Origin of the sequence: Burkholderia sp. BCC1999, assembly GCF_905339975.1 — a bacterium.
Lineage (GTDB): Bacteria > Pseudomonadota > Gammaproteobacteria > Burkholderiales > Burkholderiaceae > Burkholderia.
Genome location: NZ_CAJPHP010000002.1, coordinates 327,222 through 352,734, shown reverse-complemented (window position 1 = coordinate 352,734; position 25,513 = coordinate 327,222). Strand labels below are relative to the sequence as shown.

Sequence of the window (25,513 nt, the reverse complement as noted above, 5' to 3'; positions counted from 1 at the left end):
CGGTCGCGCGACGCCCGTGGCATCGCACGACCGGGCGTTCATAGCAACGCGCTGCTCGCGGCGTGGGCGCGGTATGCCCGCCAGCCGCCGAAGCGCGTGATGTCCGTCGCATCGTCGAGCGCCGCGTTTTCACACAGGAAACCCTGCACGCGCGACCCGTCGGCGAGCGTCAGCGTGCCGATGCCGAGCGGCGCCGCAATGCCGGCGACGAAGCTGCCGTACGCATCGACCGGCATCTCCCAGATCTCGACCGCGATCGGCGCACCGCCCTCCGGTACGCGCACGAGCCCCGGCTTGGCGACGCCGCCGCCGGATGCCGTGTCGGACAATGCGTAGAGACGGTAGGCAGCCGCCGTCGTCGTCGCCGCGACGAAGTGCGCCCCCCGCTGCGTGAGCTGCCCGTTCAACGGCTCGCCGCGCAGATGCGCACCGACAACGGCCACGCGCACGAAGCCAGCGGACGCCACAGGCGCGGCGATCGCCGTTGCAGCAGCCCCGCCATCACGGACAGCCTGGTCGCCGCCGTCCCACGCCTGTGCGAGATCGAGCAGCCGCGCATCGTCATGCGCGCGGCCGACGAACGTGATCCCGAACGGCAATCCCGCATGCGGCCCGATTTCGCAGTAGCCGGCAGGCACCGCGATCGCCGACAGGTCGAGCAGGTTGACGAAGTTCGTGTAGTAGCCGAAGCGCGAATTGACGCCGATCGGGTCGGCTTCGAGCGCCTCGACGGTCGCGGTCGTTGCCGAGGTCGGCATCACGATCGCATCGAGCCCGGCCCATGCCCGGCCCGCCTCGATGCGCAGCGTCGCAAGGCGGTCGAACGCGGCGAACGCGTCGGCCGCGCTGAAGCGAGCCGCGCCGCCGACGATCGTGCGAATCACCGGATGCAGCGCATCGGGTTCCCGTGCCGCGAATGCGCCGAGTGCGGCGAGCCGCTCGGCAACCCACGGGCCCTCGTAGAGCAGCCGCGCGGCGGCCAGGAACGGGCTGAAATCGATCTCGACGATCCGCGCCCCGGTCGCCCGCAGACGTTCGAGCGCCGCACCCCATGCTGCGCGGTACGACTCGTCGCCGCAGAATTCGAGCTGGTCGGCACGCGGCACGCCGAACACCGACTGGCCAAGCGAACGCGCCGGACACGCGCGCAGTCCGTCGGCACCCAGCAGCGGCTGCCACGCACGCCCGTAGGGGTCGCCTTCGGTCACGCCCTGCGCGACGGCGAACACCGACCGTGCGTCGGCCGGCGAGCGCGCGAACACCGACACGCAATCGAGCGACCGGCAAGCCGGCACGACGCCGAGCGTACTCAGCACGCCGCGGGTCGGTTTGAGTCCAACGAGCCCGTGAAACGCTGCCGGCACGCGCCCGGAACCGGCCGTGTCGGTACCCAGCGAGAACGTCGCGACACCGAGCGCGACCGCCACCGCCGACCCGGAACTCGACCCGCCCGACGCGTAGCGCGGATCGAGCGCATTGCGGCACGCGCCGTACGGTGAGCGCTGCCCCGACAGCCCGGTCGCGAACTGGTCGAGATTGGTCTTGCCGACCGGAATGGCGCCGGCCGCGATCAGCCGCTCGACGACGGGTGCGCTGCGTTCCGGCGTGTACGCATAGGCCGGACAGGCCGCCGTCGTCGGAATGCCGGCGAGGTCGATGTTGTCCTTGATCGCGAACGGCACGCCGTAAAGCGGCAACGACGCGATGTCGCGCCCGGCCAGCGCGTCGGCATGGGCCGTCATCTCGGCGTGAGTCAGCGGCCGGATCCACGCATGATGCGGATCGCCCGCGTCGAAATGTGCGGCGATCGCGTCGACGAGCGTGCGCGGCGTCAGGGTGCCCGCCTCGTAGCGCGCGCGCAGTGCGGCGATCGAGCCAAGCTCCGGCAGGAGCGAGCGTTGCGTCGTACTCATGCCACCTCCTCGTCGGCGCCCACCTTCTGCACCATCAGCCGCTGGCCGGCCACGACCGCCGCGGCCGGCGCGCAATCGATCGTCTCGATCATGCCGTCCTCCGTTGCCGTCACCGTTACCTCCATCTTCATCGATTCGACGATCGCGACGACCTGCCCTTCGGTCACGCGCTCGCCGGGTTCGACCAGCACCTTCCACACGCTGCCCGACACGTCAGCGACAATCGCGCACTGCGTCTCGTCGAGCGCGGCCGTTTCCCGCGCCGCCTGCGCGTCCCCCTGCTCCGCTTCGCCGACGTATTCCGCGTGCCCGGCCGCCCGCCACCGCTCGCGCTCGGCTTCGAACGCGGTTTGCTGCGCGCGCTTGAACGTCACGATCGACTCCGCCTCATCGCGCAGGAAGCGGTTGTACGCGCCCAGATCGAACACGGATTCCTCGATCTTCAGCGCCGCGCGGCCCGCGATGAAATCCGCGCGCAGCGTCTCCAGCTCAGCCTCGCTGACTTCGTAGAAGCGGATCTCGTCGAAGAAACGCAGCAGCCACGGTTTGCCGGCTTCGAATTCACGCGTGGTGCGGTAGCGGTTCCACATCTGGACGGTACGGCCGACGAACTGGTAGCCGCCAGGCCCTTCCATGCCGTACACGCACAGATACGCGCCGCCGATGCCGACCGCATTCTCGGGCGTCCAGGTACGCGCGGGGTTGTATTTCGTCGTCACGAGCCGGTGCCGCGGATCGATCGGCGTCGCGACCGGCGCGCCGAGGTAGACGTCGCCGAGCCCCATCACCAGATAGCGCGCGTCGAACACGATGCGCTTCACGTCGTCGATGCTCTCCAGCCCGTTGATCCGCCGGATGAACTCGATATTGCTCGGGCACCAAGGCGCATCGGGCCGCACCGATTGCATGTAGCGTTCGATCGCGATGCGCGTCGACGGGTCGTCCCACGACAACGGCAAATGCACGATACGGTTCGGCACGCGCATGTCGGCCACATCGGGCAGTTCGCGCTCGGCGGCCTGCAGGTGCGCGAGCAGCGCGGCGAGCGGCAACGTCCGCGCGTCGAACTGGACCTGCAGCGACCGGATTCCCGGCGTCAGGTCCATCATGCCGGGCAGCCGGTGCGCGTCGAGCCAGCACATCAGCGCATGCACGCGAAAGCGCAGGTTCAGGTCGAGCGTCGGCGGCCCGTATTCGACCAGCACATTGCGGTCGCCCGAGCGCCGGTAGACGACGCCGATGCCGCCGCCAGCCGACGGATCCCGATGCAGCACGCAATCGTCGGCCTTGCTCGCAGGTGGCACGGCATGCCCGGTCGGCACGCGGGCGCGCACGAACTGCACGGTATCGCCCGGGCGCAACTGTCCGAGCTTCCACAGCTCGTCGCGCACGACCGTCACCGGACACACGAAGCCGCCCAGGCTCGGACCGTCCGGGCCGAGGATCACGGGCATGTCTCCGGTGAAATCGACCGCGCCGATCGCATACGCGTTGTCGTGGATGTTCGACGGATGCAGGCCGGCCTCGCCGCCGTCTGCGCGTGCCCATTGCGGTTTCGGGCCGATCAGCCGGACGCCGGTGCGGCTCGAGTTGTAATGGACCGTCCACTGCGTACCGTAGAGCATCGCGATGTCGTCCGGCGTGAAGAAATCCGGCGCGCCGTGCGGCCCGTCCAGCACACCGAGCGTCCACGCATGCGTCAATGCCGGCACGTCGCTTTCGGCCAGCGTCGCGCCCGCCTCGCCGCGCCCCGCGTCCGCGTGCAGATGCAGCACGTCGCCCTTGCGCAGTGCGCGCCCCGCATGGCCGCCGAACTGGCCGAGCGTGAAGGTGGCCTTGCTGCCGAGATAGTCGGGCACCTGCAGCCCGCCCTTGACGGCCAGGCACGCGCGCACGCCCGCGCCCGTCACGCCGCCGAGCTTCAGTACCGTGCCCGGCCGGGCGCGCAGCACCTGCCAGAACGGCGCGAGCTCGCCGTCGAGCGTGGCCGCGAGCGGCGCGCCGCCGAGCACGAACAGTGTCGCGGTGTTGAAGCGCAGCGTCGCGCCGACCATCGTGAATTCCAGCCCGGCCGCGTCCCGTGCGTTGCCGAGCAGCGCGTTGGCCAGATCGAACGCACGATCGTCCATCGGACCGGACGGCGGCACACCGACGCTCCAGTAACCGACGCGCCCGGGCGCCTGTTGCACGGTGGTCTGCACGCCGCCGTCCAGCACGTCGATCGTGTGCGGCGCGAATGCGAAGCGCGACAGGAACGCCGTCGTCGGCGCGCCGCGCGCGAACGTGTCCGAGCCGGCAATCGCGCGCAGGTAGTCGAGGTTGGTTTCGATTCCGTACAGCTCGGTCTGCGCGAGCGCGGCCTGCAGGGCGACCAGCGCGTCGCGGCGCGTATCGCCGCGCACGATCAGCTTCGCGAGCAACGGATCGTAGTGCGCACTGACCTCGGTGCCCGCGTCGATCCAGCCGTCGACGCGCACGTCGTCCGGAAATGCGACGTGCGTGAGCAGGCCGGCACTCGGCTGGAACTGCTTGTGCGGATCCTCCGCGTAGAGCCTCACCTGGATGCTCGCGCCGCGCGGCGCAACGGCGAGCGTGTCGAGCGGCGGCAGGTCGCCTTCGGCCTGCAGGATCATCCACTCCACGAGATCGATGCCCGTGACCGCTTCGGTCACGCAATGCTCTACCTGCAGGCGCGTGTTCACTTCGAGGAAATAGAACCGGCGTGCATGAGCGTCGAACACGAACTCGACCGTGCCGGCCGACGCGTAGCCGACCGCGCGGGCGAGCCGCACCGCGCTCGCGTGCAGCGCGTCGCGCTCGGCATCGGTCAGATCCGGCGCCGGCGTTTCCTCGATCACCTTCTGGTTGCGACGCTGCACGGAGCAGTCGCGTTCGCCGAGCGCGATCGCACCGCCGCGGCCGTCGCCGAAGATCTGTACCTCGATATGCCGCGCGTGCTCGACGAATTTCTCGAGATACACGCCCGCGTGCGCGAAGTTCGCCTTGCCGAGGCGCACGACGGATTCGAAGGCCGCCTCGAGCTGCGCGGCGTCACGGCACAGCGACATGCCGATTCCGCCACCACCGGCCGTACTTTTCAGCATGACCGGATAGCCGATCGCACCGGCTTCGGCAAGCGCCGTCGCCACGTCGTCGAGCAGGCCGGTGCCCGGCAGCAGTGCGACGCCCTGCGCGGCCGCGAGCTCGCGTGCGGTGTGTTTGAGGCCGAACGCACGCATCTGGTCGCCGCGTGGCCCGATGAAGCGCAGGTTCGCCGCTTCGCATGCATCGGCGAAACCGGCATGCTCGGACAGGAAGCCGTAGCCGGGATGCACGGCCTGCGCGCCGGTCTCGCGCGCAGCTGCGAGGATCGCTGCGACGTTCAGGTAGCTCTCCGCCGCCGACGCCGGGCCGACCCGCACGGCTTCGTCGGCAAGCGTCACGTGACGCGCATCGCGGTCGGCGTCCGAGTAGATCGCGACCGACGCGATGCCAAGCCGCTTCAGCGTACGGATCACGCGGCACGCGATTTCGCCGCGATTCGCAACGAGGACTTTGGCGAATCTCATTCAGCCTCCCACACGGTGAGGCGCACGGGCGTCGGGTTGTAGCCGTTGCACGGATTATTCAGCTGCGGGCAGTTCGAGATCAGCACGGTGACGTCCATCTCCGCACGCATCTCGACGTACTTGCCGGGCGCGGAAATGCCGTCCTCGAACGTCAGCCCGCCGAGTGGCGTGACAGGCACGTTCATGAAGAAATTGACATTGCCGACGAGGTCGCGCTTCGTGAGCCGCGCGCCCGCGCCGCACGTGCAGTGCGCGATCGCATTGAGGAAGCTGTCGCGGCAGTTGTGCATGTAACGCTTGTCGAGCGCATAGCGCACCGTGTTGCTCTCGGCCGCGCATGCGCCGCCGAGCGTGTCGTGACGGCCGCAGGTGTCGGCGACGATCGTCACCATCGCGTTGCCCCGGCTCGACAGCAGCACGCTGCCCGCGCTCAGGTACAGGTTGCGCTGCGCGCGGATCGTGTCCTGCGCGCTGTAGCGCTCCTCTGGGTCGTCTGACCGGTAAAACAGCGTGTCGACAGCCTGGTTGCCCTCCAGGTCGAGGATGCGGAACACCTGCCCGCGCTTCAGGTCGTGCAGCCACGGTTCACCCGCGTTCAGCGTGACGTCGTGGATCGCGTCCCGCGTGTCGAGTCGGCTTTCGATGATCGGCATGGTCCGGCTCCTTACGCGAACAGGCGGTCGGTGTTGGTGAAGCCGCGCACGTTCTCGGCGCACGCGCGCCGGCACGGATCGTCTTCGGGCGCGGCGCCGTCCACCGGATACGCGCGGTACGCGATCAGCTTCACCGGCTTCGGCGCATAGTCCGCGCACGGATCGAGCGGATGCGGCGCGGTCGAGAACGCCGCGAGCGTATTCATCTCGAAGCGCAGGTCGACGGCACTGCCGGCCGTCGAATGGCCGGGGACGAAGTCGAGCGCACCGTCGTCGCCCGTCTCGAGCTTGCTGAAGAAATTGACGTTCGCGGCGAGGTCGCGCGCCGACAGCCCGTATTTCACGAGTTCGAGCACCAGGCTGTCGCGGCCGTTACGGATCATCGCGTTGCGATCGGCCTGATACGTCGTCGTGCCGTACTTGCGCGCGAACAGGCGCGCATCGCCGACGCCACCGAGCGGGTCGTGCCAACCCAGCGTATCGGCCGTGATCGATGCAATCACGCGCCCCATGTCCGTGTACAGCGCATGCCCGCGCGTGAGGTGCGCGGTGTGTTGCGCCTTCAGCGTATCGGCCATGTTGTAGCGTTCGAGCGGGTCTTCCTGGCGATGAAAAACGGCGGACAGGTTCGCGCCGCCTTCGACATCGACGATGCGCAGCGCGAGACCGCGGCGCAGGATGCCGGACCAGTGGGTTCCGGCGGGAATCAGCGTTTCCCACGCGACGTGCGGCGGTGGGGCGAGGACGGTTTGGGGGCGCGGCGACATGGCGGCTCCGTGGTCGGTTGGACAAAAGGCGTGAGAGGGCGACCGAACGACATCGCGACCTCCCGGGCTTTTATCCCTCCGTGGAGCCTCGCCGTTTCCTCGAATCGAGGCGAAGGCAAGACCGGATTGCTCTCGGACCAGGCATCGCACGGCGCGAACGCGGCACGACCGGAACCCTAGCGATCCTGAAGATGATGCAAATTGCTTCGCACCTCTCGGACGACGATTAAGCGAGTTGCGTGCCAGCCTCGACGAAACGACCGCACACTGCGGTGCGGCGGCCCGCAGACACATCGCACGCACGCCCCTGCAGCGGCTGCTTGCCCTTGCGGCGGGCGTGCCGCGCACCAAGCGGACGCGATCCCGCACCGCGGCAGTGCGTGCCGCGTGTGCATGCACGGCACGATCCGCGGTGGCACGGGCATTGCATCGATGGAGACACCCTCACTCGACATCCGACCGCTCATGAACAAGCTCGACCTGCTCCGGCGCGCGCTGACAGCCATCTTCTCCGCCCGCTTCATCGAACTGCAGCGCGCCGCGCGCCGCCGTTGAGCGGCACTCGTCGCACGTCGTTGGCACGGTTCTCGCTCGGCAACTCGCCGAGAGGTGCGGCGGCGTCGCATCTTAGGGATGCTAGGGTTCCGGTTCATCGAACGTCTGGTCCGAGAGCAGCCCGGCACGGGTTTGCCTGATCGCGAGAGCGGGCACGCACGCGCTACACGGCGGGACAAAAGCCCGGGAGATTGGCGATGGCAACGGCCGTCGCGCCTCTCCGTGGCCGTTTCGTTCGTTCCGCATCCGCAGGAACCGGCCACGCGGCCGGACCGTGCACTGGCACGGCCCGTATCGACGATCCCGATCCCGGTCTCCTGGAGAAACACGATGACCCGTCCCGCCCCGGCACGCCGCCTGTTGTCCTTCCGTTCCATCCGTCATGCATTGGGTGCCGCCGCCACGGCCGCGACGCTGCTTGCGGCACCCGCCGCGCACGCGGCAGCGCCACTGAAGATCGGCTACAGCGACTGGCCCGGCTGGGTCGCGTTCCAGGTCGCGCTCGACAAGGGCTGGTTCAAGGAGGCCGGCGTCGACGTCGATTTCGAATGGTTCGATTACTCGGCGTCGCTCGACGCGTTTTCCGCAGGCAAGCTCGACGCGGTCGCGGCCACCAACGGCGATGCACTCGTGACGGGCGCGTCCGGCGCGAAGAACGTGATGATCCTGCTGACCGACTATTCCGCCGGCAACGACATGATCGTCGCGAAGCCGCCGCTGCGCAGCGTCGAGGCGCTGAAGGGCAAGAAGGTCGGCGTCGAACTCGGCCTCGTCGATCACCTGCTACTCGAAACCGCGCTGCAGAAGCACGGCCTGAAGGACGGCGACGTCACGCTGGTCAATGCGAAAACCAACGAGCTGCCGCAGGTGCTGGGCTCGTCGACCGACATCGCCGCGGTGGCCGCGTGGCAGCCGAACGCGGGCGAGGCGTTGAAGCGCGCGCCGGGCGCACGCGCGATCTTCACGTCGGCCGATGCGCCGGGGCTGATCTACGATGCGATCACGGTCGCGCCCGCGAGCCTCTCCGCGCGCCGGACCGACTGGGCCAAGGTGATCAAGGTCTGGTATCGCTGCGTCGCGTACATCAACGATCCGAAGACACAGGCCGATGCGGTCAGGATCATGTCCGCGCGCGTCGGGCTCGCGCCGGAGCAATACCTGCCGCTACTGAAAGGCACGCACCTGCTCGACGAGGCTGCCGCGAAGCGTGCGTTCCGCAAGGGCGACGGGCTCGATTCGATCTATGGCTCGACGCGCAACGCGAATGCGTTCAACGTGCGCAACGGCGTGTACAAGCAGTCGCAGGACGTCGACGCGTACATCGATCCGCGCCTGGTGGCGCCGCACTGACCGAAGCCGAATCCGGTGTCGCAGGCAGCAAGCGCTTGCCGCGACATCACCCGCCGCCTGCACCGGCCGCCTGAACGGCGGCCGGCTTCTCCCCTCCCCGCGATTCTGCCCGATTCCGCACAGGACCTTTCCTGTGCAACGCCTTAATCGACGGCCGCACGATCTCCAATAATGGCCGCTCGATCCGTCGGCCAGTATGCCGACGCGACCCGCCGGCCATCGTGCCGGGCCAACGATAAAAAATCCTATGCATTCCTACCAGATGAACAAGCATGCCGGCGCACGTGTCGCGGGGACCGTCATTGCCGCATGCCTGACCGGCATCGCACCGGGCATCGCGCACGCACAGAGCAGCGTGACTCTGTACGGCCTGATCGATACGTCGATCACCTACGCGACCAACCAGCGCACGCAGGGCGCGGGCTCGCCCGGCGGCGGCACCGTCGCGGTGACGAGCGGCGCACTGAATGCGTCGCGCTGGGGGCTGCGCGGCCGCGAGGATCTCGGCGGCGGGATGGCCGCGGTGTTCGCGCTCGAGAACGGCTTCTCGGGCACGAACGGCAAGCTGTCGCAGAAAGGCGTCGACATGTTCGGCCGTCAGGCATGGGTCGGCGTGAGCGCGAAGGCGGCCGGCACGCTCACCTTCGGCCGCCAGTACGACCTGATCCTCGACTTCGTGACGCCGCTCGGCGCGTCCGGCCCCGGCTGGGGCGGCAACCTCGCGGTCCATCCGTACGACAACGACGATTCGAACCGCAACATCCGCATCAACAATGCGGTGAAGTACACGAGCCCGACGTATCACGGGCTGACGTTCGGCGCGATGTATGGCTTCTCGAACGCGGCCGGCCAGCTCGCGAACAACGCGGCGTGGAGCGCGGGGGTGTCGTACGCGAACGGCCCGCTGAAGCTCGGCGCCGGCTACCTGAAGATCAGCCGCGATCGCAACTCGCCGAACCCGGACGGTGCGCTGAGCACGGTCGACGGCTCGGCGACGATCACGGGCGGCAACCAGCAGATCTGGGCCATGGCCGGCCGTTATGCGTTCGGGCCGCATTCGGTCGGCGCCGCGTGGTCGCATTCGACCACCGACGGCGTGACGGGCGTGCTCCAGGGCGGCAACATCGCGCCGCTGAAAGGTGAATCGCTGGTGTTCGACAACTTTACGGTCGACGGTCGCTACTTCGTCACGCGTGCGCTGAGCGTGGCCGCCGCGTACACATACACGATGGGCCGCTTCGACACACGTACGGGCCAGACACGCCCGAAATGGAACCAGGTCGTCGCGCAGGCCGACTATGCGCTGTCGAAGCGCACGGACGCCTATCTCGAGGGCGTCTACCAGAGCGTGAGCGGCGGCAACGGCAATCCGGCGTTCAACGCCACCGTCTGGACGCTGACGCCTTCGGCGAACAGCAACCAGGTGGTCGTCGCGCTGGGGCTGCGGCACAAGTTCTGACGACGCGTAGCTCGATCGTCGCCAGTCGCCCCCATAAGGCCGCGCCCGTGCGCGGCCTTTTTGCTGTGGCAGCCCGTACCGCACAGCGGGCGGGAGCAAGAATGTCTATCCGACTGTCGCGTCTGCGCAAAAAATGCGGAGAAACTGGTCACGCTGTGACATTTTTCCTAATCTGTTTGCAGCGACGCCGTATTTCGGCGCGCCGGACGCAATACTCTTTCATATGGCGCACCGCCGGCTTACGAATATGCATCACATCGACGGAGCCGGTTTTTCGCGCCATTGCGGCCGGATACGTGCATGCGGATGGCATGCGCCACGCTTTCAACGCAGTCCACCGCTGGAGACGAACGATGAGCAAAATGAACCGATTTGCGGTCCTGGCAACCTTCGTACTACTGGCCGGTTGCCATAACGCGGCGAAAACGCCCGAGAATGCCGGCACGCCGCCGGCGCCCTCGAGCGAAGCCGTCGCAACGGTGACGGCCGACGATCTCGACAATCCGAACAGCCCGCTCGCGAAGCGCAGCATCTACTTCGATTTCGACCAGTACACCGTGAAGCCTGAATTCCAGTCGCTGCTGCAGGCACATGCCGACTACCTGCGCAGCCATCCCTCGCGGCGCGTGCTGATCCAGGGCAACACCGACGAACGCGGGACGTCCGAATACAACCTCGCGCTCGGCCAGCGCCGTTCGCAGGCGGTGAACAGCGCGCTCCAGACGCTCGGCGTGCCGGCGACGCAACTCGAAGCCGTCAGCCTCGGCAAGGAAAAGCCGGTCGCACTCGGCCACGACGAGGATTCGTGGGCGCAGAACCGTCGCGCCGATCTCGTCTATCGTTGATCCGGCGCCGCCGCAACGGCGGCGTCCGTGCAAGGAAAAGCCACGCGCGCCGCTGCCCTCGGTCGCGGCTGCGGGTGCGATTCGACGTGTCCGGGTTCATAGGCGTCGCGGGTCGCGTGCGCGGTCACGGCTCGCGTCGCGTTCGACCGGCGCGTTCGAGCCGCCGATGCAGCCAGCGCGACATCACGGCGGAGGTCACGATCGTATCGAGTATCGCGATCACGTTGATGCCACCGATGTCATCGGACTTCAGCAGCCGGGTCACCAGCAGCACATACCCGACCATCATGCCGGTGCCCACGACGATCCCCAGCAACACGAACCAGCGTCGCGTCATGCGCATGCCGATCGCGCCGAGGATGCCGCCCGCGATCGTCGCGGGCATGAAGTAACCGAACGCGAACGACGCGACAAAAACCAGCGGCACCATGACCGCGCCGGCGCCCAGCATCTCCCATGACGGGCCGTCGATCAGGGACCACGCGATCAGCATCACGGCCGGCCACACGAGCGCCGCGATCAGCGGGCTGCCGACGGCAAACGACACGCAGCCGAGCACGACGGGATGGGACAGGCGCGACGATCGACGCGGCAGGCGCTCGACGGGTGCTCTCATTTTTTGTTCGGAATCGGAATGGCGGCGTGCCGGAGTGTACCAAGTCGCCGCGCCATACTTCGGATCCGGCCCCTTCGCGCACGGCAATACGCAAAAAGCATGGAATAAACGCCCCGCCCGACGCGTTTCGTCATCGCGCAGACGCGCGGTTCACGCGAGCCTGCCTTTCCAGCGGCCTGCGCGCTGCAAGGAGATTGCAATGAAATCGGCAAGGTTGGCCGCGGCGCTGATCGCGGCACTGGTGCTCGTGCTGTCGGCGGGATGCATGTCATCCGGCAGCGGCGTATCGCAAGGGCCGGGCATGAGCCGGTACGGCGGCGGCTCGGGAGGCAGCGGAGGCGGTGGCGGAGGGGGCGGCGGCTACTGACGCGCCGCTGGAGAAAATGGGGCAGCGCATCGCGCGCAGGCGCCGGAAACCGGCTGCCTCGCGCGCGACGCCCTGCCCCGCGGCACGACTTAACGCATCGCCTTCACGTCGGCCGGCGTGACGCTCGCGGGCTGGCCGCCCCACGTCGCGCGCAGGTAGTTCGACAGCTGTGCAAGCTCGTCGTCGCTCAGCGTGTGCGCGAAACCCGGCATCGGCTGCAGGTTCTCGAAACCGGCGAACTTCTGCTCGCCGATGCCGTCGAGCATCGCGACCAGCAGGTTGCGCGGATCGCCCTGGCGCACCGTCGAGTTGCCGTTCATCGGCACCGCCACGTGCGGCTTGCCTTCACCGTTGAAGCCGTGACAGCCCGCGCAGACCGCGAGATACACCGAGCGGCCGGCCGCGAGCTGCGCGGCATCGGCCGACACCGGCTTCACCGGTTGCGGCGCGGGCGGCGTGTCGCCGAGCAGGTACACCGACAGCGCGCGCAGGTCGTCCTTGGCCATGTATTGCGTGCTCAGGTGCACGACCGGATACATCTCGCCGAACGCCGAGCCTTGCGGCGCGATGCCGACGCCGAAGAACGTCTGCAGATCGGCGCCCGTCCAGCCGCGCGCGGCGAGGCCGGCCGGCGTGATGTCGGGCGCGGCCACGCGGCCGAGTGCGGCACCGGCGAACGGCTTCGCGCTGTCAAGCTGGCCCGTGAACGCGCGCGGCGTATGGCATTCCGCGCAGTGGCCGAGCGCACCCGCCAGATAGCGGCCGCGCTGCCAGTCGGCGGACTGGCCGGCCGATGCATCGGGCAGGCTGTCCTTCAGGAACACCATGTCCCAGAACACCATCCCGAAACGCAGGTTGTACGGGAACTTCAGCTCGTGCTCGCGGTTTTCCTGCGCGACCGGCTTGACGGTCTTCAGGTACGCGTACATCGCGTCGGAATCGGCGCGCGTGAGCTGCCGGTACGACGTGTACGGCATCGACGGATACAGGCGCTTGCCGGGCGCCTTGCCGTCGTGCAGCGCGGCGTAGAAGTCGTCCGCGCTCCAGCCGCCGATCCCGTGATCCTTGTCGGGCGTGATGTTCGAACCGTAGAACGTGCCGAACGGCGATTCGAGCGCGGCGCCGCCGGCGAACGGTGCGCCGTCCTTCGCGGTATGACACGCCGCGCAGTCGGCTGCCTTGACGAGATAGCGGCCGCGCGCGACCTGGTCGGCGCCGGGTGCACCGGAAGCCGCGTTCGAGGCCGGCGCGTCGTGGCCGCCGCACGCGGCGAGCAGCAGCGCGCAGGCCGCTGCGAGCGCGGGCAGGCCCGCAGCCCGCGCGACACGATGAGCGAATGTGCGTTTCATGCGGCGTCCTTCACGAGTCCCGGCGTCGTCAGCACCACGTCCTTGACGGCTTCGTAGTAGCGGACATAGCCCGTGCAGCGGCAGAGGTGCGCGTCGAGCGCCTCGGTGATCGTGCGTTCGACGTCGGCCTTCGCGATCGGCTCACGCTTCAGGCGTTCGATCAGCACCGTCGCCGCATTGACGAAGCCCGGCGTGCAGTAGCCGCACTGAAAGCTGAAGTGCTCCAGGAATTTCTGCTGGATCGGCGACAACTCGACCACTTCGCCGGCTTCGTTGCGCTTCGCGTGGCCTTCGATCGTGCGGATCGAACGGCCGTGGAAGAAGTGCGCGCCGGTGATGCAGGTGCGCATTTCCTCGCTGCTGCCGTCCGGCTTGTCGACGATCACGACGCATGCGTGGCAGATGCCCTGCCCGCAGCCGAGCCGCGAACCGGTGAGGCCCGCATATTCGTGCAGGAACTCGATCATCATCAGCCCTTCGGGCACCTGCATCGGGCCGACGGACTTGCCGTTGATCTTCACCGACAGCGGCTTCTGCTGGAACCGGACGAGCGGACGCTCGACAGCAGCGGGAGCCGATGCCGGCGCAGCCGGCGCGGCGGAAACGGATGCCGGTGCGGCCGAAGCTGCCGCCGGTGCGGAAGCGCCGGTCGCAGCCGCGCTGGCGCTCGCGGCCGAAGCCGCGGTTTGGGCGGTCGTCATGCGAGCACCTCCTGAATCTTTTGCGGGGTCACCGGCAGGTCGGTGAAACGATGGCCGATCGCGTGCGCGATGCCGTTCACGATCGCGCCGACGACGGGAATCATCACCACTTCGGCGACGCCCTTCGGCGGATCGGTCTCGGACAGCGGCGGGAGCACGTCGCCCGTCTGCGTCCACACGGCGACATCCGACGCGCGCGGCAGCTGGTAACGGTTGAAGTTCCACGTGCCGTTGCCCGGGCCGTCTTCATAGAGCGGCAGGTACTCGTGCAGCGCATGTCCGATGCCCATCGCAAGACCGCCCTGCAACTGGCCCGACACGAGCTGCGGCGAAATCTGGTTGCCGCATTCCATGATCGAGTGGTGCGTGAGCAGTTCGACCTTGCCGGTCGCTTCATGCACGGCCAGCTCGACGAGCGTGCCGACCGCCGTGTAATACGTGACGGCCGCGTTGTTGCGGCTCGTCGGCGGAATGAACACGCGCTTGCGGTCCAGTACGCGGTAGCCGTTCGCGGTCGGCGCCAGCGTGCCGCGCATCGTGGTCGAGCCGGCCGGTGCAGCGGTGCCCGGCACCGCGCCGTTGTCGGCGCCCGTCTTCGGCGTGCCGACGCGCAGCGACAGCCCGTCGACCGGCAAGCGATCAACCGCGCCGCCCACTTCGAACTCGGCGTCGGTCCACTGCCAGCGGTTGAACACGTGCACGACGGCGCCGGTCGGCAGGCCGAGTGCATGCGCCTGCTTCGCGAGCTGTTCGAACGTCAGCGGCTCGAGCCCGTCTGCGGTCAGCTTGCCGTCGACCCAGCGCGCATCCTCGATTCGGATCGTGTACGGCGCCGCCTGGCCGCCGCCGAGCCCGCGCGTCCAGATCGACATCGCGGCCGGCCACAGGCCGTAACGGAACACCGCACGTGCGGCTTCGCGCGTGCTGTGCGTGAAGTAGTACGCGGAGTTCGTCGCGCTCGACGGCGACGCATAACCGGGCGACCAGCGCGGGTTCGCGCTCAGTCGATCCTGGTCCGCCTGCGACATGATGTACGGATCGCCGCTGGTCTCGACCGGCAGGTCCGGCCATTCGGTCACGGCGACCTGCACGTCCGTCGCCGGACGGCCGAGCCACTTCGCGACGGCAACTGCCTGCGACGTCGACATCCCGGTGCCGATCTCGGCAGCCGTGTGCCGCAGCGACACCTTGCCGTTCTCGTCGAACTCGACCTTCGCGAACGACGCTTCCGCGCCCGTGCCGAAATCCTTCTGCACGCACGCGAAGCCGACGCCGTAGCGCTTGCCCGGATTCGCGGCCTCGAATTCGGCCTTGCGCGCGGCACGGCGCGTCCACAGCGGATGCTGCTTCGCGCGCTCCAGTACCTCGTCGACGCGCAGCGCGCCGGCGGGAATCGCACCCTGCGTGTTCTTCATCCCCGAACGCAGCGCGTTGCGCAGACGGAAATCGATCGGGTCGATGTTCAACTGAGCGGCGATCTCGTCGACGGCCATCTCGGTCGCGGCCATGCTCTGCAGCGTGCCGTAGCCGCGCGCCGAGCCCGCATCGATTGCGCGCGACGCGATCGCGACCGCGGCGAGGTCGCTCTTCGGGAAGTAGTAGATCGATTGCGCGGCCGTGGCGCCGACCATCGCGACCGACGGAGAGAAGTTCGAGCGTCCGCCGCCGTTCGCCTCGAAGTCGCCCTTGAACGACTGCAGCAAGCCCGTGTTGCGGTCGACCGCGATCCGGTAGTGCATCTTGAACGCGTGACGCTTCAGCGACGTCTGGAACTGCTCGTAGCGGTCGTTCGCGAAACGCACCGGACGGCCGTCCGCGTACAGCGCGCAGACGAGGCCGTAGAACGGCACGTTGAAGTGATCCTTCGAACCGTAGCCGACCGTGTAGCACGGATGCACGAACAGCTTCTTCACCGGGAAGCGGCATTTCGCGACCATCGCGGCCGCGTTCTCGCACACTTCGAGCGGCGACTGCGTCGGCACGACGAGGTGCAGCGATTGCGTCGCGGCGTCGTACCAGCAGTTCGCGTTGTCGGGTTCAAGCGCAGCCGTATCGACCGACTGCGTGTTGTATTCGCGATCGAACACGAGCCAGTCAGCCGACGGATGGTCGAGCTCGCCGGCGATCTGCCCGGCCAGGAACATGCCCTGCTCGTCGAGCTTGCCGTGCTCCTTGCCGTCCGGCCAGACCGGCAGGTGCTTGCGCATCATGCTCGGGAAGATCGGCGCGTCCTTCAGGCTCGAATAGACATCGTCGTCATAGGCCGTCTTGCCGCCCACGCGCACGTAGCGGAAGGTACCCCACGGGTCGCGCTCGAGCGGGCCCGTGACCGCGCCGTAGCGGATCACGTCGTCGCGGAACTTGAGCGCGTTCTTCGCGAAGCGGAAGCGCGCGAAGTCGTGATAGATCAGGATCGCGACCGCATGGCCGAGATACGCGGGCGTCTTGCCGGCCGGCAACAGCATGTCGTCGCCGTAGAACGTCGGGAACGCGACGCCGTCGCGCGCGAGATCGTCGGCCGTGACCACACGGTCCGGCTTCAGGTCGTCGCCGAGCAGCGACAGGTCGAAGCCTTCGTACGTGCGATCGGCCTGCGTGACGCGCAGGATCAGCGCATGCGACTGCTGCTGCGGCCAGTGCGGCATGTCGGCGGCGCGCACGTCGCGGGCGAACACTTTCGAGCCCGTGACCTTCGCGATGCCGTCGATGCGGAATTGGGGGATGCCGGTGACGCTATCCCATTTGACGGGGGTGAGGAGTTTTTCTTCGAAGAGCGCCGCGAATGCGCGGCTGCCCAGGGGCGCGACATACACTGCGACGCCCGCCAGCACGCTGGCTTTCAGAAAACCCCGCCGTGACAGGCCGTGGTTTTTCATTGGGGGGAACCTCCTGATGCGGCTCGGACGGCGATCGGGTGTCGCGACGTTCGGAGCGGCGCGCATTCTGGCATTGTTTTAGATATATCGCCTATAGTATTTCTCGCATGAAATACTTATTGAATTCCTTATAACGGGATTCAGCCGGGCTGCGGCGGGCGGTCGCGGAGAGCAAATTCGTCTGCGTTTACCCCCAGTGCGCTCCGGCCCTGGCCATCTCGTCGGCATGCGGCAGGCACACGCGCCACGCGTCGTGGCCAGCCTCCGATCGGCCGCCGCGCGTCGTCCCGTTCGCAACGATGCTGCCCCCGCGCCAACGAATGCGCAAGACTTTCGCAGACGTGGTTTACGACTAGCGGCCGGCCCGGCGTGGGGTCCTCCCGCCCTGCCGCGCCGTCCATTTTTCATGGTAATGTCGTGCGCATCCGGCCGGGCCGGTGCTTCCGCCACGTGCCGTGCGGGCGCCGCCAGCCATCGCGACATCGTGTCGAGGTAAAAAGACCATGGCAGTCAGGACATCTCTCCTGAACTCCGTTCTCGCCACTCCCTCCTCCGGCAATCACCGCGTGACGGCCGCGCTGCGCCCGTCGATGCTCGTGACGCTGTTCGAGGACGTGCGCCCGATGGCGCTGTCCGGGCTCGCGAGCAGCTTCGTCGCGGCCGTTGCACTGATCCGGCTGCAGCAACTCTGGTGCCTCGCCTGGCTCATCGTCGACTTCGGCCTGCTCATCGCGAGGCTCGCGATCGCGCGCGCGTACGCCGTGCGGCGCAACGCCGGCGACGACCGCGCCGAATACTGGGCGATGCGTTATGCGCCCGTCTCGCTCCTCGCGTGCTTCGTGCTCGGTCTCGGCGTGATGGGCTGCGTGCAAGCCGTCGATGTCGAGCTCGGCACGCTGTCGGTGATGGTCGCCGGTGGCGTATTCGGCGGGATCGCATCGCGCAATTCGGCGCTGCCGCGGCTCGCAATGACGCAGGTCACGCTCGGCGTGCTGCCGATCGGTGTCGGCGCGCTGCTCGCTCACCGGTCGGGCGCGTGGCTGCTGCTGCCGCCGCTCGCGATCTACCTCGCGGCGATGCGCACGGTCGTCCAGCGCCACTATCGCGTGCTCGTCGCGCTGATCGCCGCGCGCCAGCGCAACGCCGAACTCGTCGCGCGCTTCGACGCCGCACTCACCTATATGCCGCACGGCCTGTGCATGATCGACGGCGACAGCCGCGTGATCGTCGCGAACCGGCGCACCGCGCAACTGTTCGGCTCGCCGCGCGAGATCATGCTCGATACGCCGCTGCCCGACGTCGTCGCCGCGCTCGGTGCGAACGCGGTGACCGGTCCCGGCGACGGTCTCGCCGCGCAGTGCGACGCGTGGCTGCGTCGCGTCGAACCGGGGCCGTTCGACATCGCGCTCGCCGACGGCCGCCAGCTCGAACTGACGCGCCATCGCGTGCCGGACGGCAATGCGGTGATCATCGTCGAGGACGTCACCACGCGCCGCCAGACCGAGCAGCACATCCGGCACCTCGCGCGGCACGACGCGCTGACGGGTTTGCCGAACCGCCACGAACTGCATGCCGAGCTCAAGCGGATGCTCGCACGCCGGCCGCGCCTGCCGAATCCGGCATTCGCCGTCATGTATCTCGACCTCGACGGCTTCAAGGCGATCAACGACCGCTTCGGTCACCAGGCCGGCGACGAAGTGCTCACGCAGGTCGCCGAGCGGCTCGGCAAGACGCTGCCGCCCGGGGAACTCGCGGCGCGCATCGGCGGCGACGAGTTCATCGTCGCGATCGACGACACGACGATGCAGGCGTGCTCGATCCTCGCCGCACGGATCATCCGGCAGATCTCGGCGCCGTACGCGCTGTCGATCGGCGAGACCGTCTGCATCGGCATCAGCATCGGCATCGCGCTCGACGACGGGCACGGCTCGCCCGACGAACTGATCCGGCAGGCCGACAGCGCGCTGTACGACGCGAAGTCCGCCGGCAAGGGCATCTACTGCTTCTATTCGAGCGGCAGCCGCCGCGTGGCGCCGGTCGCCGCCAACTGACCCGGCGACACACACACGGCACGCTGCCTCGCCGTCCTTTCGCAGCCTGCCACATCCTCCCGACGATTCAATTCCGAAACGCTTTGCGGGTTCGCATGTGGCGTCGCGCATGCGCGTGTCACGTGACGTGTTCCGTAACATCGCGGTTTGCCGCGTATCACGTTGACCGCAGAAGCCGGCACGATCGACGCAGCGCAAGGCTTTTCGTGGTTGGCACCCTTATTGCTCTCTGTCAGGGAAACAGGTTGTCAGGGAGACCCAACATGAATACCGTCGAAGTCCTCAGCCGCAGCGAAACCATTGACGAACTGGATGTGATCGACGGCGCATCGCTGATCCGCCGGCTCATGTCCGAACGCCGCGTGCCGGCCGCACGCGAAACCGCCTGCGTCGACAATCCGCCGCTGACGCTGTACGGCGCGTTTCGCCAGGGCGTCGCCGATCACGGCACGCGACGCGCGAATCCGTATCGCGCGGGCAGCCGTTTCTGGGCACTGTGGGAAGAAGGACGTCTCGAAGCTGAAACATCGGGCCGGTAAGCCGGTTGAGCGCACAGGCCCTGTCGCGGCAAGGGCCTGGCGCGAAATCCGGCACAAGAATGCAGCCGGCCCGCGCGCCGGCATGCGTTCATCGCTGCAACATCCGCGCGGCCCCGCGTGTCGTCCTCGCGGGTCTGGATGAACCGGTCATCGTTGGCGAAGCAACGAGGTCGCTTCGCCAGCCGCGGTCGGCCGAGCACATGCAGTTCGACACCGGGCGGTTTTGCACCCACCCGGCTCGAACGTGACATCTCCTTCTTGTTTCGACACGACGCCCGTAACGGGCTGCGGCACCCTGCCCGCTTCCTGACGATCGATCCGCATGGGTCCGATCGTGGACGATACTCGGGTTGCCCGACCGTTGGGCCGGCTGCGCACGATCGATGCGGCAAGTCCCGGTTATCTGGCGTTCATGGATTGAATCGAACCGGTGTTGGATCGGTATTTCGATTGAGGGCGTACGGACGCTCGGCGTTGCACGCGCCCGCGCGGCGGTCGTTTCCCGATAAGATGGCAGATTCCGTTCATCGAACGACGCTGCCATGACCGCCTCCTCTTCACACCGAAATCCCATTCACTGCGAAATCGATCTCGACGCGCAAGGCAAGCACGCGGGCTACCTGCGCCTGCCGCACTCCGTGCATCGCTCGGCATACGGCTGGCTGCCGATCCCGATCGCGTCGATCCGCAATGGCGACGGCCCGGTCGCGCTCGTGATGGCCGGCAACCACGGCGACGAGTACGAAGGCCAGATCATCGTGTCGCAACTGATGCGCGAGATCGAGCCCGAGATGGTCACCGGGCAGTTGATCCTGCTGCCGATGGCGAACTTCCCGGCGGCCGACGCGGGCCTGCGCGTGTCGCCGCTCGACGCAGGCAACCTGAACCGCAGTTTCCCCGGCGACCCGGCCGGCACGCCGACGCAGATGATCGCCCATTACATCGAGCACGCGCTGCTGTCGCGCGCGCAGTATCTGGTCGACCTGCACTCGGGCGGCAGCTCGCTGCTGTACCAGGGCGGCAACATGCTCGCGATCGATCCGCTCGACGCCGACGAAGCCGCGAAGCTCAACGGGCTGCTGGTCGCGTTCGGGTTGCAGAATGCGCTGCTGCATGCACCGAACCCGGTGCATTCGGCGTCGGCCGCGCGTCGGCAAGGCGCGATCTCGATCGTGACCGAACTCGGCGGCGCTGGCATGGCCGATCCGTCGCTGATCCGTCTCGGCCGTCACGGGTTGCTGCATTACCTCGGGTATATCGGCCTGCTGCATGGCGCGCTCGTGCCCGACGCGCCGCCGACCGTCACGCGTTTCATGCGCGTCGACGGCGATCGCCATTTCGTCTATGCGTACGAGCGCGGGCTGTACGAACCGCTCGTCGAACTCGGCGATCAGGTGAAGGCCGGGCAACCGGCCGCGTGGGTGCATTTCCCCGATACGCCGTTGCGCGAACCGGTGCTGCACCGGTTCAAGGGCGATGGCGAGGTGGTGTGCAAACGCGTGCCCGCGCAGGTGCAGCGTGGGGATTGCATGTTTCAGCTGGCGGAATTGTCGACGCCGCCGCGTGTCATCGACTGACGAGCGCGACCGCCTCGCTCAGGCCGTCGCGTATCTGCAATGCCCTGCCGGAGGCGGGGCCGAACCGATTCGCGACACACGCGATCTTCCATGCGCTTTTCAGCGCGAATCCGCCGTCGTATAGAATGACGCGCTTTGCCCGTACTCCCATGTGGTTCAAAAATCTTCAGCTTCACCGTCTTCCGGCTCCGTGGGCCGTCACTCCCGATCAGATGGAAAAATGGCTGGCGCCCCACGCGTTTCAGCCGGGCAACAGCCTCGAGATGCAGCGCCACGGCTGGGCGTCGCCGCGTGACGACGGCGCGCTCGTCTATTCGATCAACCGGCAGATGCTGCTGGTGTTTCGCGCCGAAAAGAAGCTGCTCCCGGCGTCCGTCGTCAATCAGGTGACCAAGGCCCGGGCACTTGAAGTCGAGGAACAGCAAGGCTTCAAGGTTGGGCGAAAACAGATGCGCGAACTCAAGGAGCAGGTGACCGACGAACTGCTGCCGCGCGCGTTCACCATTCGCCGCGATACCCGCGTGTGGATCGATACGGCGAACGGCTGGCTCGTCATCGATGCGGCTTCACAGGCGCTTGCCGACGAGATTCTCGGCCTGCTCGTCAAATCGATCGATCAGTTGCCGCTCGCCGGCGTTCAGGTGGCGCATTCGCCGGTCGCCGCGATGACGGACTGGCTGCTGTCCGGCGAGGCGCCGGGCGGATTCACCGTGGACCAGGACGCCGAGTTGCGCTCGAGCGGCGAAGGCGGCGCCACCGTGCGATACGTCGGCCACGCGCTGGAAGCCAACGACATGCGCCGGCACATCGAGGCCGGCAAACAATGCATGCGCCTCGCGATGACCTGGAACGACCGGATCTCCTTCGTGCTGACGCCGTCGCTGACGATCAAGCGTGTCACGCCGCTCGACGTGATCAAGGAAGCGGCCGATCCCACCGCGCAGAACGACGATGAACGTTTCGACTCGGACGTCACGCTGATGACGGGTGAACTGGCGCAGATGCTGTCCCATCTTGTCGAGATCCTGGGTGGCGATCAGCAGGACGCGATTCAAAAAGCCGCGGCGGCCTGAACCCCGTCGCGGTCAACGATCGTCGCTGTGGCGGCGAGTCGCGGCCGGGCGCCCGCGGCCCGCAATGGGCATCGACGACGCCGACGCGCCCGCGGGCCGGTGCCGGCGCGATTGCGCGCGGCTCACACGCCAGCCATCAATCGGATGACGCCGGCGCCTCGTTTCCCTGCGGCGCACCGCATTGATGGCAATGCGGGAAGAAGTAGAAATTCCGGCCGCCGCATCCGCATACGTTGAAGAGCCGCAATCCGCAATGCACGCAGAACGTGGAGTCGTCGCCACCGAGATTCCATTGCTTGTCGCATGACGGGCAGCGCTTCTTCTCGAGTGAGCGAACGGCCTTTTCGTATCCGATCGTGCGCGCGCGTTCCCCCTGATCCTGCTGCAATTCGAGCCGCTTGCGTTCGGCATAACGCTGAAAGGCCTTCATCATGTAGAGCCCGGCGAACACCGTGAGCGCAATGCCGACCAGGACCCGGACATAACCACCGAAATTCGGCAGATACGGGACCAGTTCGATGAAAAACGCGCTCAGTGCAAACAGGCCGAAGCCATGGACGAAAGGCCAGTAGCGCGCCTTGCGGTAGCGGATGAACAACCCGATCGCGATCAGCAGTATCGGCAGCGTCAGCGCAAGCCGCAGTCCGAATACCTGCAACTCGTAATGCCGGGTCGCCGCGTCGAAGCGCTTTTCGGCTGCGGCGTCCGCGTCGGCAGTCTGCGTGTCGATTTGAGCCTGCTGCGATGCCAGTGCCCGTTGCTGGTCGCCGATCGCGTCGATCTGATGCTGCCAGTCGACCACCACTGCCTGCAGCGTATCGAGCTTGCGGGTTCTCGCCAGAAGGTCCGGGTCCCGCGCGCTGTCACCCGTCACCGAGCGGGTTGCCAGCCAGTTGCGGAAACTTTCCTTCTCGGCCGCGTACGCCTTCGCGGCGCGTCCATGCGCCACCTCCATCGTGCCGGCCTTCTCGGCGAGCGCGTCGTGCCGGGCCTGCAGATCGCGCCGCGCCGCGTCCAGTCGCGCCTTGGTCGGTGCGTCGGCGAATTGCTCGATGGCGGGCGGCCCGCCGCTCGGGGCGAACGCCATGTCGCGAATCACGAGACTGCCGAGCATGTTCAGAAATACGGCGAAGACGATCGCAATCGCCCATGAGGCGAGTCGCAGCAGCCGCGCCGGACTGGTCAGGCCATCGCTGGAAGTCATCATTGTTTTGCCCTTGTTGGAATGGTCATCACCGGATTTGAGCCAGCCTTTTTCGTTGTGCCGGTATTGCCGCCACGTTTCGCACCGGGACGGACGGCACACGTATCGGCACATCATCCGCGAGCGTCGGCCATCGAAGGATATCGTAAGTTCAAGTGCCTGCTGCCGCCGCCTAACCTCACCCCACTCCCGCTGCAAGCCTTCTGACGCCTCCCGCGAAATCCTTATCGAAATTGCTTCGTTCGCCTTTGCCGGCCGCGCCGCTAACGTGTTCGAAACGGCGGCGGCGCGCCACCGGCATCGCACGATGCGCAGCGGCCGCCGCCATCACGACAACTGCGTCGCGATAACGGAACAGACCGGATGGGCCGCGTGCCCGCACCCCGCCAGGAACGTCCGCATCGCGCGCTCTCCGCGATGCCCATGGCCACGAACGACCGCATCATCGACACGACGCCGCTCGACGTCCGCGCGCAGCCGCTGATCGACGCGCTGATCGACGAGTATTCGACCCGTTACGACGCGTACCGCCCCGACAGCCGCGCGTCAGCCCGCGACGAACTCGCGCGCTACCCGGCCGAACTGTTCGCGCCGCCCGAAGGCGCGTTCGTGCTGCTGCTGCGCGACGGCGAAACGATCGGCGGCGGCGCGTTCAAGCGCTACGACGCACAGACCGCCGAACTCAAGCGCATCTGGACGCACGCCGACCTGCGCCGTCAGGGCCTCGCACGACTGATCGTCGAAGCGCTCGAACTGCGCGCCGCGCAGCAGGGCTACCGCCGCCTCTACCTGACCACCGGCTTTCGCCAGCCCGAAGCGTGGGCGCTGTACGACCGCACCGGCTATACGCGGCTGTTCGATTCGTCGATCGACCCCGAAGCGTATTTCCACCTGCGCTTCGGCAAGGATCTCGTCGATCCGTCGCGCACGTCGACGCTGGCCGACCTGTGGGCACCGGTGCCGGAACCGGTGCTGTCGCGCTGACGGCACACCGCCCTGCCTTTCACCTCGCATCTTCCGCTTTCCACGACAGGACGTTTTCATGCACCGAGCCGTACCGCTTTCTTCCCGTACCGTGCGCACACTGGCCGCCGCGCTGATCGGCCTGACCGCCTTCGCCGCCACAGCAGCGGCCGCGACCTTCGACCTGAGCCCCGAGCAGCGCGGCCGGCCGCGCGGCGCGGCCGACGCGGCGGTCGAGCGTGCGGTACCCGCGTCGTTCAGATTCGCCGAGCCCGGCACGCTGACGATCGGCATCGCGCCGAGCCTGCCGCCGATCAGCTCGTATGCGACCGACGCGCGCACGGTGATCGGCTTCGACGCCGACATCGGCCAGCTCGTGTCCGACAGCCTCGGCCGCAAGCTGAAGATCGTCGCGCTCGCATGGGCCGACTGGCCGCTCGCGCTCGAATCGGGGAAAGTCGACGCGGTGATTTCGAACGTCACCGTCACCGAGGAACGCAAGCAGAAGCTCGATTTCTCGACCTACCGCAAGGACCAGGTCGGCTTCTACGTGCGCAACGACAGCAAGATCCAGGCGATCCGCGAACCGAAGGACGTCGCGGGGCTGCGCATCGTGACCGACGCCGGCACCAACCAGGAAAAGATCCTGCTCGCGTGGGACCGCGAGAACGTCGCGCACGGGCTGAAACCCGTGCAGATCCAGTACTACGACGACCAGGCGATGCGCATCGTCGCCGTGCAGTCGGGCCGCGCCGATGCGGTGTTCAGCGTGAACTCGGTGCTCGCCTATCAGAGCGCGCAGCAAGGCAAGACACGGCTCGTCGGCGCGATCAGCGGAGGCTGGCCGCGCACGGCCGACATCGCGATCGCCACGCGCCGCGGCAGCGGGCTCGCCGATCCGCTGACCGTCGCGCTGAACGGGCTGATCAAGACCGGCCGCTACCAGCAGGTGCTCGACCGCTGGAACCTCGCGTCCGAAGCGATCGACCAGTCGCGCACGAATCCGCCGGGGCTGCCGAAGAGCTGAGCGCCGCGCCGGCCTACCGTCCCTCCACGCTCATTTCACTCCCAGGCAGGAACGCCGCC

The 25,513-nt window shown here is 67.6% G+C and carries 19 protein-coding genes and 2 riboswitches; of the genes, 10 read left to right on the top strand and 9 right to left on the bottom strand.

Annotated elements, in window-relative coordinates:
* Window positions 1-38: 38 nt before the first annotated feature.
* The 4 genes from atzF to U5809_RS04460 are packed head-to-tail and all read right to left on the bottom strand — an operon-like array spanning window position 39 to window position 6,902.
* Window positions 39-1,913, bottom strand: coding sequence for an allophanate hydrolase (gene atzF, locus U5809_RS04475; protein WP_322085694.1), 1,875 nt, complete (start codon window positions 1,911-1,913; stop codon window positions 39-41).
* On the bottom strand, window positions 1,910-5,482 hold the full coding sequence (gene uca / locus U5809_RS04470; RefSeq protein WP_322085693.1) for an urea carboxylase: 3,573 nt from the start codon (window positions 5,480-5,482) through the stop codon (window positions 1,910-1,912). Before uca ends, atzF begins: the two co-directional genes overlap by 4 nt.
* Entirely contained in the window at window positions 5,479-6,135 is a 657-nt protein-coding gene (locus tag U5809_RS04465) for an urea amidolyase associated protein UAAP2 (protein ID WP_322085692.1), read from the bottom strand. Before U5809_RS04465 ends, uca begins: the two co-directional genes overlap by 4 nt.
* An 11-nt stretch (window positions 6,136-6,146) precedes the next feature.
* A complete protein-coding gene (locus U5809_RS04460) occupies window positions 6,147-6,902 on the bottom strand; it encodes an urea amidolyase associated protein UAAP1 (protein WP_322085691.1) in 756 nt (251 codons plus the stop codon).
* A 57-nt stretch (window positions 6,903-6,959) separates the two neighbouring features.
* A riboswitch (guanidine-I (ykkC/yxkD leader) is annotated at window positions 6,960-7,093 on the bottom strand.
* Between the two features lie 434 nt (window positions 7,094-7,527).
* Window positions 7,528-7,649: riboswitch (guanidine-I (ykkC/yxkD leader) on the top strand.
* Window positions 7,650-7,787: 138 nt separating this feature from the next.
* Between U5809_RS04460 and U5809_RS04455 the strand changes: the two genes are divergently transcribed.
* From U5809_RS04455 to pal, 3 genes are all read left to right on the top strand, one after another.
* A complete protein-coding gene (locus tag U5809_RS04455) occupies window positions 7,788-8,807 on the top strand; it encodes an ABC transporter substrate-binding protein (protein ID WP_322085690.1) in 1,020 nt (339 codons plus the stop codon).
* A gap of 247 nt (window positions 8,808-9,054) precedes the next feature.
* Complete coding sequence (locus tag U5809_RS04450) at window positions 9,055-10,266, top strand: porin (protein ID WP_322085689.1); 1,212 nt, start codon at window positions 9,055-9,057, stop codon at window positions 10,264-10,266.
* Window positions 10,267-10,619: 353 nt separating this feature from the next.
* Window positions 10,620-11,111, top strand: a complete 492-nt coding sequence (pal, locus tag U5809_RS04445) for a peptidoglycan-associated lipoprotein Pal (RefSeq protein ID WP_282509850.1) — start codon at window positions 10,620-10,622, stop codon at window positions 11,109-11,111.
* 124 nt (window positions 11,112-11,235) lie between these two features.
* Here the strand turns inward: pal and U5809_RS04440 are convergent, their stop codons facing one another.
* A complete protein-coding gene (locus tag U5809_RS04440) occupies window positions 11,236-11,727 on the bottom strand; it encodes a hypothetical protein (RefSeq protein WP_322085688.1) in 492 nt (163 codons plus the stop codon).
* A 199-nt stretch (window positions 11,728-11,926) separates the two neighbouring features.
* Between U5809_RS04440 and U5809_RS04435 the strand changes: the two genes are divergently transcribed.
* Window positions 11,927-12,094: a hypothetical protein gene (locus U5809_RS04435; protein ID WP_322085687.1), complete on the top strand. Its 168-nt coding sequence runs from the start codon at window positions 11,927-11,929 to the stop codon at window positions 12,092-12,094.
* Between the two features lie 89 nt (window positions 12,095-12,183).
* On the opposite strand, the gene U5809_RS04430 is transcribed toward U5809_RS04435, so the two are convergent.
* From U5809_RS04430 to U5809_RS04420, 3 genes are read right to left on the bottom strand one after another with little or no spacing between them, the layout of a single operon-like run.
* Complete coding sequence (locus U5809_RS04430; RefSeq protein WP_322085686.1) at window positions 12,184-13,443, bottom strand: cytochrome c; 1,260 nt, start codon at window positions 13,441-13,443, stop codon at window positions 12,184-12,186.
* Window positions 13,440-14,144, bottom strand: coding sequence for a (2Fe-2S)-binding protein (locus tag U5809_RS04425; protein ID WP_322085685.1), 705 nt, complete (start codon window positions 14,142-14,144; stop codon window positions 13,440-13,442). The genes U5809_RS04430 and U5809_RS04425 overlap by 4 nt, the downstream gene beginning before the upstream one ends.
* Window positions 14,141-17,020 carry a xanthine dehydrogenase family protein molybdopterin-binding subunit gene (locus U5809_RS04420; protein WP_322085684.1) on the bottom strand — a complete coding sequence of 960 codons (2,880 nt, stop codon included), beginning with the start codon at window positions 17,018-17,020 and terminating at the stop codon, window positions 14,141-14,143. The genes U5809_RS04425 and U5809_RS04420 overlap by 4 nt, the downstream gene beginning before the upstream one ends.
* A gap of 503 nt (window positions 17,021-17,523) precedes the next feature.
* Here U5809_RS04420 and U5809_RS04415 point away from each other — a divergent pair.
* The 4 genes from U5809_RS04415 to U5809_RS04400 all read left to right on the top strand — a co-directional run bounded on the left by U5809_RS04415 (window position 17,524) and on the right by U5809_RS04400 (window position 22,260).
* Window positions 17,524-19,071 (top strand): diguanylate cyclase domain-containing protein, encoded by a 1,548-nt coding sequence (locus U5809_RS04415; protein ID WP_322085683.1) that lies wholly within the window; start codon window positions 17,524-17,526, stop codon window positions 19,069-19,071.
* 263 nt (window positions 19,072-19,334) lie between these two features.
* Entirely contained in the window at window positions 19,335-19,610 is a 276-nt protein-coding gene (locus U5809_RS04410; protein ID WP_282509836.1) for a hypothetical protein, read from the top strand.
* Between the two features lie 542 nt (window positions 19,611-20,152).
* A complete protein-coding gene (locus U5809_RS04405; RefSeq protein ID WP_282509834.1) occupies window positions 20,153-21,187 on the top strand; it encodes a succinylglutamate desuccinylase/aspartoacylase family protein in 1,035 nt (344 codons plus the stop codon).
* 149 nt (window positions 21,188-21,336) lie between these two features.
* Window positions 21,337-22,260, top strand: coding sequence for a recombination-associated protein RdgC (locus tag U5809_RS04400; RefSeq protein WP_322085682.1), 924 nt, complete (start codon window positions 21,337-21,339; stop codon window positions 22,258-22,260).
* 136 nt (window positions 22,261-22,396) lie between these two features.
* Here U5809_RS04400 and U5809_RS04395 read toward each other — a convergent pair whose 3' ends face one another.
* The gene (locus tag U5809_RS04395; RefSeq protein ID WP_322085730.1) at window positions 22,397-23,464 is read right to left on the bottom strand and encodes a hypothetical protein; all 1,068 of its coding nucleotides are present in this window, start codon (window positions 23,462-23,464) and stop codon (window positions 22,397-22,399) included.
* 423 nt (window positions 23,465-23,887) lie between these two features.
* On the opposite strand from U5809_RS04395, the gene U5809_RS04390 reads away from it, so the two are divergent.
* Both U5809_RS04390 and U5809_RS04385 read left to right on the top strand, forming a co-directional pair.
* Entirely contained in the window at window positions 23,888-24,448 is a 561-nt protein-coding gene (locus U5809_RS04390) for a GNAT family N-acetyltransferase (RefSeq protein WP_322085681.1), read from the top strand.
* Window positions 24,449-24,506: 58 nt separating this feature from the next.
* Window positions 24,507-25,454: an ABC transporter substrate-binding protein gene (locus tag U5809_RS04385; protein WP_322085680.1), complete on the top strand. Its 948-nt coding sequence runs from the start codon at window positions 24,507-24,509 to the stop codon at window positions 25,452-25,454.
* Window positions 25,455-25,513: the final 59 nt, after the last annotated feature.